Annotated in this window: 6 protein-coding genes and 3 pseudogenes; 2 read left to right on the top strand and 7 right to left on the bottom strand. The window is 67.5% G+C overall.

What is annotated here, in order from left to right:
- Positions 1-237: 237 nt before the first annotated feature.
- The 3 genes and pseudogenes from FM051_RS44585 to FM051_RS44575 all read right to left on the bottom strand — a co-directional run.
- Positions 238-381 (bottom strand): annotated as a pseudogene (locus FM051_RS44585) (IS5/IS1182 family transposase); the annotation flags it as partial.
- Positions 382-552: 171 nt separating this feature from the next.
- A complete protein-coding gene (locus FM051_RS44580) occupies positions 553-1,689 on the bottom strand; it encodes an IS701 family transposase (RefSeq protein WP_158853144.1) in 1,137 nt (378 codons plus the stop codon).
- Between the two features lie 243 nt (positions 1,690-1,932).
- Positions 1,933-2,364, bottom strand: a complete 432-nt coding sequence (locus tag FM051_RS44575) for a YybH family protein (RefSeq protein WP_158853136.1) — start codon at positions 2,362-2,364, stop codon at positions 1,933-1,935.
- Between the two features lie 109 nt (positions 2,365-2,473).
- On the opposite strand from FM051_RS44575, the gene FM051_RS44570 reads away from it, so the two are divergent.
- Together FM051_RS44570 and FM051_RS44565 are read left to right on the top strand one after the other, a co-directional pair.
- Positions 2,474-3,532, top strand: a complete 1,059-nt coding sequence (locus tag FM051_RS44570; RefSeq protein WP_238413116.1) for a helix-turn-helix domain-containing protein — start codon at positions 2,474-2,476, stop codon at positions 3,530-3,532.
- A gap of 730 nt (positions 3,533-4,262) precedes the next feature.
- The gene (locus FM051_RS44565; protein WP_158853135.1) at positions 4,263-4,844 is read left to right on the top strand and encodes a TetR/AcrR family transcriptional regulator; all 582 of its coding nucleotides are present in this window, start codon (positions 4,263-4,265) and stop codon (positions 4,842-4,844) included.
- A gap of 173 nt (positions 4,845-5,017) precedes the next feature.
- Here the strand turns inward: FM051_RS44565 and FM051_RS54250 are convergent.
- From FM051_RS54250 to FM051_RS44545, 4 genes and pseudogenes are all read right to left on the bottom strand, one after another.
- Positions 5,018-5,329, bottom strand: a pseudogene (locus FM051_RS54250) (beta-galactosidase trimerization domain-containing protein); the annotation flags it as partial.
- 86 nt (positions 5,330-5,415) lie between these two features.
- Positions 5,416-5,772, bottom strand: a pseudogene (locus FM051_RS54245) (beta-galactosidase trimerization domain-containing protein); the annotation flags it as partial.
- Between the two features lie 502 nt (positions 5,773-6,274).
- Positions 6,275-7,288: an NADP-dependent oxidoreductase gene (locus FM051_RS44550; protein ID WP_158853133.1), complete on the bottom strand. Its 1,014-nt coding sequence runs from the start codon at positions 7,286-7,288 to the stop codon at positions 6,275-6,277.
- Positions 7,289-7,363: 75 nt separating this feature from the next.
- A complete protein-coding gene (locus FM051_RS44545) occupies positions 7,364-7,861 on the bottom strand; it encodes an alpha/beta fold hydrolase (RefSeq protein WP_202919369.1) in 498 nt (165 codons plus the stop codon).
- Between the last annotated feature and the right edge of the window lie 75 nt (positions 7,862-7,936).

The following is a 7,936-nucleotide window of genomic DNA, read 5'->3' as shown; positions in this document are numbered from 1 at the left end:
CCAAGGACTACGAGTACCGGATCGACACCTCAGAGAACACGATCTACCTGGCCATGATCATGATCCTGCTCCACCGCCTGGGGAACGCCCCGAACTGAGCTTTTCAAACACCCTCTAGCTGGCATGCTCTTGTCCCCTCAGCCTTTCGGCATCAGGTAAGCCATTCGACCCAGGAACCTCCCTCCGAGTTCCCCCCGGCTGAGCCGGGGATACAACAGGGCGCCTCGCGGCGCACATCGTGCGCTCCACGACCCACCTGACCGTGCCCAAGCCGGATCCGTGGGGTTCACCGCGGCGGGCGATCCGAGGCGCGATGCCCCTGGCATGCAGGCGCCTGCGGTACTTGTCGTGGTCGTAGCCGCGATCGGCGTATAGGGTCTTAGTACTGCAACGACAGGTCGTGATGTCCACGTCTCCGGTAGTGACTGATGCGGGCGCGGGTCTGGCTTGTTCGTCGCCAGTTCGACCAGTGCACGACATGGTCGATCGTGCGGGTCAAGGGTGCGGCTATGCGGTTCCAGAGGCGACGGATCTCGTTGGAAGACAAGGGAATCAACCCGTTGTCGGCGCCGGGTGTCGCGCCCCCTTTTTCGCGGCGTCCCGGGTGATCACCAGAAACGCCGCCGCAGTCATGGACAGTGTGACGTGGCGATACCAGGCCTGGTAGCCACGGACCTGGTAGTGGTCCAAGCCGGTCTCGTTCTTGGCTGTCTGAAAGGACTCCTCGATGGCCCAACGAGATCCTGCCACCCGCACGAGTTCGTCGACCGTGGTGCCCGCGGGGCCGAAGCAGACGTAGTAGGCGATTTCGGTGGGGTCGGTCAGGCTACGACGAGCCAACAGCCAATGCCCCCGCTCCGTCAACCGCAGCGGGCGGATGTCGACCACCGCCCAGTCGTAGACTCGCTGCCCATGGGCGCCGTCGCCGCAACTCATCCGTGTCCATGAGTCCTCGGCGAGCTCGGCGATGACCCGATCGACCCGAACCTTGGTCAACTGCATGGTGACCACCATCGAGTTCTTTGCCACCGCGAGGACATGGGCGATGTCCTCGGACTCCAGCCACATCCGCAGCTTGGTGTCCACGCCGTATGCCTCATCGCCAGTGACCCACCCAAACGGCACCCCGGCTTGCACGGCACGAGCGATCATCCGTTGCGCGAGAACGGGTCTGGTCGCCAGCTTCACCTCGTCAGGGATGCCGACCCGCCGGCAGCGTTCACGGTCGGAGGTCCATTCCTTGGGCAGGTACAGCTCCCGGTCGATCAACGCCCGCCCTCGCCCGGAGGCGTAGGCCAGGAACACCCCGATCTGCGAGTTCTCGATCCGGCCGGCGGTACCGGAGTACTGGCGGGCAACTCCGGCGGACTTGGAGCCCTTCTTCAGAAAACCGGTCTCATCGACGATCAGCACACCCTGCCGCTCATCACCGAGAGCCTCGACGACTGCGGCACGCACGTCATCACGCAGGCCGTCGGTATCCCAGGCGTAGAAGTTCAGCAACCGCTGCATGCGTTCCGGGCCGGCGTCTCCGAGAGCCTCGGCCAGTGTCCATCCATTCTTCCGCTCGGTTTCGCTGAGCAGACCACGCACATACGACCGCATCTGCCGTCGTGACTCCACGCGAGGGAACCGAGCCGCGAACCGACCCACGAACGCCTCGAAGCTCGCCGACCACCCAGCCACCATCTCCACCAACACGCCAAGATCAACTACCAGAGCCAGCTTCAGATTACAACCTGTCGTTGCAGTACTAAGGGCACGACTCCGCGGATCATGCCGATGGTCCCTTCCCGCCACCGTGCACGTGCACCACCCCGAACAAGGAGCCTCTGTCGACAGTGGACGCGAGATGTAAAGCAGGATCTCGTTGCCATCTATGAGAGTCATGTCTGGCACGTGCTGTGCTGGGCGCACCTCGGCCCCTCTCCGTCAGGACGCGATCGCGCCTTCCGCGGTCCGGGTGAACGCCCAGTTGGAGTGCACGATGCGCCACTCACCGTCGATCAGCCGGTAAGCCTCCGTGGCGTTCCACGCACGGAGCTGCTGCTCGTCGCCGTTGTCGTCGAGCACGTACGTGTCCAGGTTGTAGGCCAGAACCGCGAAATCACCACTGTCGCTGACGTTCACGGCGGGGTTGAGGTACTCGCTCCGCACGATGTGCGGGTTCGAGTAGATCGACTCGATGTGCGCGATGACCGCGTCGCGACCGACGACAAGTTCCTTCAGAACCGGATCGAAGTAGCCGATCTCCTCGGCGTAGTTGTCGAGGTAGCCGCGGTTGTCGCCGACGCTCCACCGCTCGTTGAAGGACTTCTCCAGCTCAAGAACGGTCTTGCTGATCTCTTCCTTGTCGACGCTCATCCCATCTCCCTTCATGGATGCCGTGGTCGGCCGCATCGGCCCGGCCGTGCGGGCCCCACCAGCCACTATTCACCGGGATCGGGCATTCGGACGCTAAGCTGTCGGACATATGATGGTCAGCAACGGACAGACGGGCAGGGTCAAGGCATCCGCCTCCCCGGCGGGTGCGCCCACTCCGCTGTACGGTTTCCGGCCCCCGGTCGGCACCCCGTACGGCCTGGAAGTCACCACCATCGAGGACTTCCACGCCCACCACGACGACTGGCCGTGGAACCCTCCCCTCCCCGGCCGGGCCACCTTCCACTACCTCATCCTCGTGACGTCCGGAGCGCTGTACCACGACGTCGACCACGTCACCCGCACCGTCATCCCCGGCCAGTGGCTGTGGGTACGCCCTGGCCACACGCAGTGCTGGCACCCGCCCGGTACCGCCACAGGCCCCTTCATCCTGTTCGAGCAGGACGTCCTGGGGGCGGAGACGGCACGGCTGCTCACCCCCGTCACCGCACACGACGCGCCCGCCGTCCTGACCCCGCACCCCGAAGACGCCCCCTGGGCCGAGCGCACCGCCCTCCAGCTCCTCGACGAACACCGCGCGCTGGGACGACGCTCCCTCGACCTTCATCACGCTCTGCGGCGCAGCCTGCTGGAAGCACTGCTGCTCCGCCTCGCCCACGACCCGGACACCACCCCACCGCCGCCCGACGGCCGCACCGGCGGCCGACGCGCCACGGTCCACCGGCAATTCCTCGACGCACTGGAACTGCACTTCCGCGAGCTGCACCGCGTGGACGACTACGCCCGCCTGCTCGGCTGCTCGGTCCGCACCCTCACCCGCGCCGCACAGGACACCGCCGGCACCGGAGCGCGGCAGGTGATCGACGAGCGCCGTCTCCTCGAAGCCCGCCGCCTGCTCGGCCTCAGCCGCTGGACGGCGAGCGCCGTCGCTGCCCACCTGGGCTTTCCCGACGCCGCCGACTTCGGGCGCTTCTTCCGCAACCGCACCGGCCTCACCCCAGCGGCCTACGCAGCGCGGGACGAACGTCAGCAAACCGGCACGCATGATCCCGGCGCACGCGGGCAAGCTGCGGCTCGCGGGCGCGCCGGCCGAGCCGGACTTCCCGGTCGGCACCCACGAGGTCGTCGGCCCGAAATCCCTGAGCGGTGAGCAGAGCGCCTGGATCTGGGCCGAGGAACCAAGGCAACCGTTGCGCTACACCGGCGACGACCCGAACTGGCGCGAGGCGCGCAGCGAGTTCCGCCACGGTCGCCGCATGGGCTCTCCGGGTGAACCACAGGACTGCGTGATCAAGCCGGGTTGGGCGAGAGAACCAGGTGGGTGGTGCTGCCCACGAGGTCGCTGGCGGTGCTGCCCAATCCTCGGCGTGGTCAGCTGGTGTGCCAGGTGGAACAGGCCCACCACCAGCGCAGCGTGGTCAGCACAGTCGGGGTGGCGTCCGGATCGATGCCGGTCAGCTCGGCGTGACCGGAGACTGTCACCGGTCACGCCGCGTGACGGTATCAGTCCCTGATCAGCACGTAGAAAGGGTCCTCTTCGACGATGTGGTCATCTGCACGCCCTGGTGGGTGACGGCGAAGGGGTACTCGTCGCAGTCGTTGGTGGATATCAAGTGTCGTTCGCCGCGTGGGCGGGGTTGGCGCGTTACCGCGTTCCGGGTGTTGCCGCCCGGTCGGCCTGGCGGGGGTCGAGGAGGGTGCTCGTCATGGGTGCTGCCGGTCGAGCTGCTGCCGTAGCCGGCCCGACCACTATGATAGTATGGCCATAATGTCATAGTGGTCGGGCCGGGCACAAGATCTTCCGGGCGTTGAATTATGGTCGCATGATCAAAGCGTGCGGGGTCGAGGACAGGCGGCCGGCGGGTGAAGGAGCGTGTGGCGTGGCGCGGTACGACAAGGAGCACAAGCAGGCGACGCGGCAGCGGATCATCGAGAGGGCCGGCCGCCGGTTCAAGCGCGACGGCATCGACGGCTCCGGTGTCGCCACGCTGATGTCGGATGCCGGGTTGACCAACGGCGCCTTCTACGCCCACTTCGCGTCCAAGGACGACCTCGTGGCCAACGTGGTCGCCGACCAGCTCCGCGGACAGTGCGAGAGCCTCAGCGCGCTGGCGCCCGGTCGCGCGGGAATCGAGCAGTTCGTTCGTGCGTACCTCACGGCCGAACACCGCGACAACCCCGAACACGGCTGCCCGTCCGCTGCGCTGCTCGACGAGATCGGCCGTGCCACTGACGCCACCAAACGCGCGTACACCGACGGCGCGCTGACCGTCGTCGACGACATCGCCTCCCGCCTGGCGCCGCACGATCCGTCCTCGGCGCGTGCGAAGACGCTCAGCGTCTTCGCCTTGATGATCGGGACGGTGCAACTGTCCCGTGCCTTGGCTGACCGGAAACTCGCCGATGAAGTCCTCGAGCAGGGCGTCCACAACGCGCTCACCCTGCTGGACGCCACCCAGTAGCGCGGACGCGCGGAGTCGGCAGCTCCGACACGCCTGGGGCCCCTGGGACGCGCGCTGCCCGCAGGCCGCCAAGAGTTGGTTCTGCTCGATCGCCTGCTCGTCGCTTGCGGCATCCGGCGCAGCACGCGGACGTCCCAGGCTTCGAGCTTCAGTTCCGTGCCCGTGTCGATCTTCGTGCCCGTCAGCACATCCTGTACCGGCGCCGGCAGCGGGAAGCTGCTGGGTTTCCAGGACCAGTTGTGCACGAACCGCAGCCGGAGCTGTGGTGGGCGGTGGCGCCGGTGACGGTCTGGCCGGGGCTCGCCGGTCGCCAGGTGGCATCGGGGTGCGAGCCGGCGGGCGAGCGTGGTGGCCGGCGTGTGGTCGGGGACGGTGCCGACGTAGGTGACGCGCCCGGTCTCGTGGGCTCGGGTGGTGATGGCGGGCCAGCGGGAGAGGTGCGGGTGCTCGTACTCTGCCAGTACCTCGGCGTCTTCTGCCTGCACGCCGTCGATCCGCCGGGTGCGTGGGTGCCGGTCGGGATGTCGAGAGGGGAGCCGGCGGTGGCGCGGGTGGGGACGGGCCGCTCGATGGTGCTGAACTCGTCGTACCAGACGCCGGAGGCGTCGGTGAGCAGCGCGGGTTTGCGTTCTGCGTGCGCGGGCCTCGTCGTCGCCGTAGCCGGTCCCAGCACCAGGTGGCCGCCGGCCGCCGCGTACCGGTCGAGCCAGGCGAGGTGCTCGTCGGTGGCGATGAGAAGCCCGGCGGCGATCAGCACGGGATGGTGGACGGCGAAGGCCGTTGGGTCTTCGGCGAAGACCTGTGTCGGGTGTGCGATCCGTGCCTGTAGCCCGGCGTCGAACACGCCGCGGTAGAAGACGTCGAACACGGCCTGGTAGGAGCGCCGGTCGGGCTCGCCGGTGCCTTTCCCGGTGTCGTCGTGCAGCATCGGGATGCTCTCGAGCGCCATTTGGTGTCGGCCGAGTAGACGAGTGCGATGTCGGTGTCCGGGGCGGGGCTTGCCACCAGTTCTCCGGCGCGTTGGCCAGTGGCAACCCGTCCAGGCGCCGGCACAGCTCGATCACGGCTTGCATGTCGTCCGGGGTGAGGGTGAGCGCGGTGGCCCGGTCCACGAACAGCCGGGCAGCCTCGTAGCGCTGGAAATCGCCCTCGCCCACCGCCTGCCCGGGCTTCGGCACGGACAGCGGTGGCACCAGGTAGCGGGTTTCCCCGGCGATGCGCAGTGCTTCACGGCTGGTGGCCAGCACTCGTAGCGCGGGGCAGGCGGACAGCAGTTCGCTGGTGAGTTTCGCGCAGCCTCGGCCAGGTGCTCGCAGTTGTCCAGGATCAAGAGCATCTGCGCGTCGCCGATGTGTTCGGTGTGGGCTTGACCCGTTGACGGACAACCAGGGGAGGGTCAGATGGATGCAGAGGGTCCCGAGTGGACCAAGTCAGGGCTTGTCCGCGCTGTCGCGCGTGACGACGACCTTGCCGCTGGCTTTGCCCTGTTCGACGTAGGCGAGTGCGTCGAGGGTCTGGTCGAAGGGGAAGCTCCGGTCATCGAGGACCGGCCGGAGGTGGCCCGCGTCGTAGAGGGCAGCGAGCTTGCGCAGCTGCGCGCCGTTGGCCCGCATGAAGAAGAAGGAGTAGCGCACCCCGAGCTTCTTCGCCTTCCTGCGGACCTTGCTGCTCAACATCGCCATGACCGGCCGCAGGATCGGCTGGCCCACCTGCTGGGCGAACGCGGCGTCGGGCGGGCCGACCACGCTGATGGCCAGGCCGCCGGGCTTGAGGACGGTCAACGACTTCTCGAGGTTGGTGCCGCCGAGGGAGTCGAGTACGAAGTCGTAGCCGGAGAGCACGTCGGCGAAGTCGGTCGTGGTGAAGTCGATGACCTCATCGGCGCCGAGTCCGCGTGCCTTGTCCGCATCGTTGGTGTGCGCCGTCGTCGCGACGTAGGCGCCCAGGTGCTTGGCGAGCTGGACCACCGTCGAGCCCAGGCCGCCGGCACCGGCGTGGACGAGCACTTTCTGGCCGGGCTTGACCTTTGCCACGTCGACGAGCGTCTGCCACGCGGCGAGGGCGACGAGAGGAACCGCGGCGGCCTCGTGCAGGGTCAGGGAGGCCGGTTTGCGGGCGACGTCGTCCTGGTCGATGGCGATGTACTCGGCGAAGGTCCCGATGCGCAGGTCGCGGGGGCGGGCGTAGACCTCGTCGCCGACCTCGAACTCGCGGACGGCGGAGCCGACCCGGGTGACCACGCCGGCGACGTCGTGCCCGAGCACGAACGGCGTCTTGTACTTGAGGAGCTGCTTGAACTCCCCGTTGCGGACCATCTTGTCCAGCGGGTTGATGCTCGCCGCGCTGACCTTGACCAGGACGTCACGGTCGCCGACCTCCGGCTCGGGCACGTCGGCGGCGACGAGGCCGTCCTTGCCGTACTTCTCGACCACGAATGCCTTCATCTCGGCCTGCTTTCTCGGGGTTTCCTTGGCTTGCACGTGGAGTGGGTCGTCACGCTGAGCTGACTCCGCTCAGGCTCAGGATCCGAGGAACCCGAGCGCCCTTGTCACGAATTCATCGTGGTACTGGAAGATCCCACCGTGGCCGGCATCCGGGTAGAGGGGGACGAGTTCGCTCTTGGGCAGACGCGCGGCCAGGTCGAGTGTGTTCTGGCTGGGCACCATCCGGTCGTTCTCACCGTTTGCCACGAGGACTGGTTGGCGGATGGCCGACAGGTCTGACGGTGTCCGGCGGCCCCACTGTTTGACGGCCTTCATCTGGGCGCGGAGCGACGACAGCGAGATGTCTTTGTCGCGGTTGTCCGTGCGCTCCTTCAGCCGCTCCAGGAGGGCAAGTCCCGCCCCTCGGCCGTTGGCGGTCTCGGTGAAGAAGAAGGACAGCTTCGGATCCTGACGTGTCAGGGCGCCCTTCAGCGTGGCCCGGATACGGAGCGGGTCACCGCGTTCTGGTACGACGCCGGCGGGTGTGAAAGGTGATTCCGCGGTGTGCTCACGTCCGGGTCCTTGTCGTCTCATGCCTCGTCCGCGAGCGGACGAGGGTACTGCTCATCCCGGGCCGCCGCCGGAGGGCTGGACGTCCTCGATGATGAG

It is taken from the genome of Saccharothrix deserti, assembly GCF_009769385.1.
In the GTDB taxonomy this organism is placed as follows: domain Bacteria; phylum Actinomycetota; class Actinomycetes; order Mycobacteriales; family Pseudonocardiaceae; genus Actinosynnema; species Actinosynnema deserti.
The sequence above is the reverse complement of the archived record's forward strand: the minus strand, read 5'-3'. Positions and strand labels throughout refer to the sequence as shown.

Bases quoted from the DNA above. Each gene is read 5' to 3' on its own strand.
- FM051_RS44580 (WP_158853144.1), bottom strand. From the start codon at position 1,689: ATGGTGGCTGGGTGGTCGGCGAGCTTCGAGGCGTTCGTGGGTCGGTTC.
- FM051_RS44575 (WP_158853136.1), bottom strand. From the start codon at position 2,364: ATGAGCGTCGACAAGGAAGAGATCAGCAAGACCGTTCTTGAGCTGGAG.
- FM051_RS44570 (WP_238413116.1), top strand. From the start codon at position 2,474: ATGATGGTCAGCAACGGACAGACGGGCAGGGTCAAGGCATCCGCCTCC.
- FM051_RS44550 (WP_158853133.1), bottom strand. From the start codon at position 7,288: ATGAAGGCATTCGTGGTCGAGAAGTACGGCAAGGACGGCCTCGTCGCC.
- FM051_RS44545 (WP_202919369.1), bottom strand. From the start codon at position 7,861: ATGAGACGACAAGGACCCGGACGTGAGCACACCGCGGAATCACCTTTC.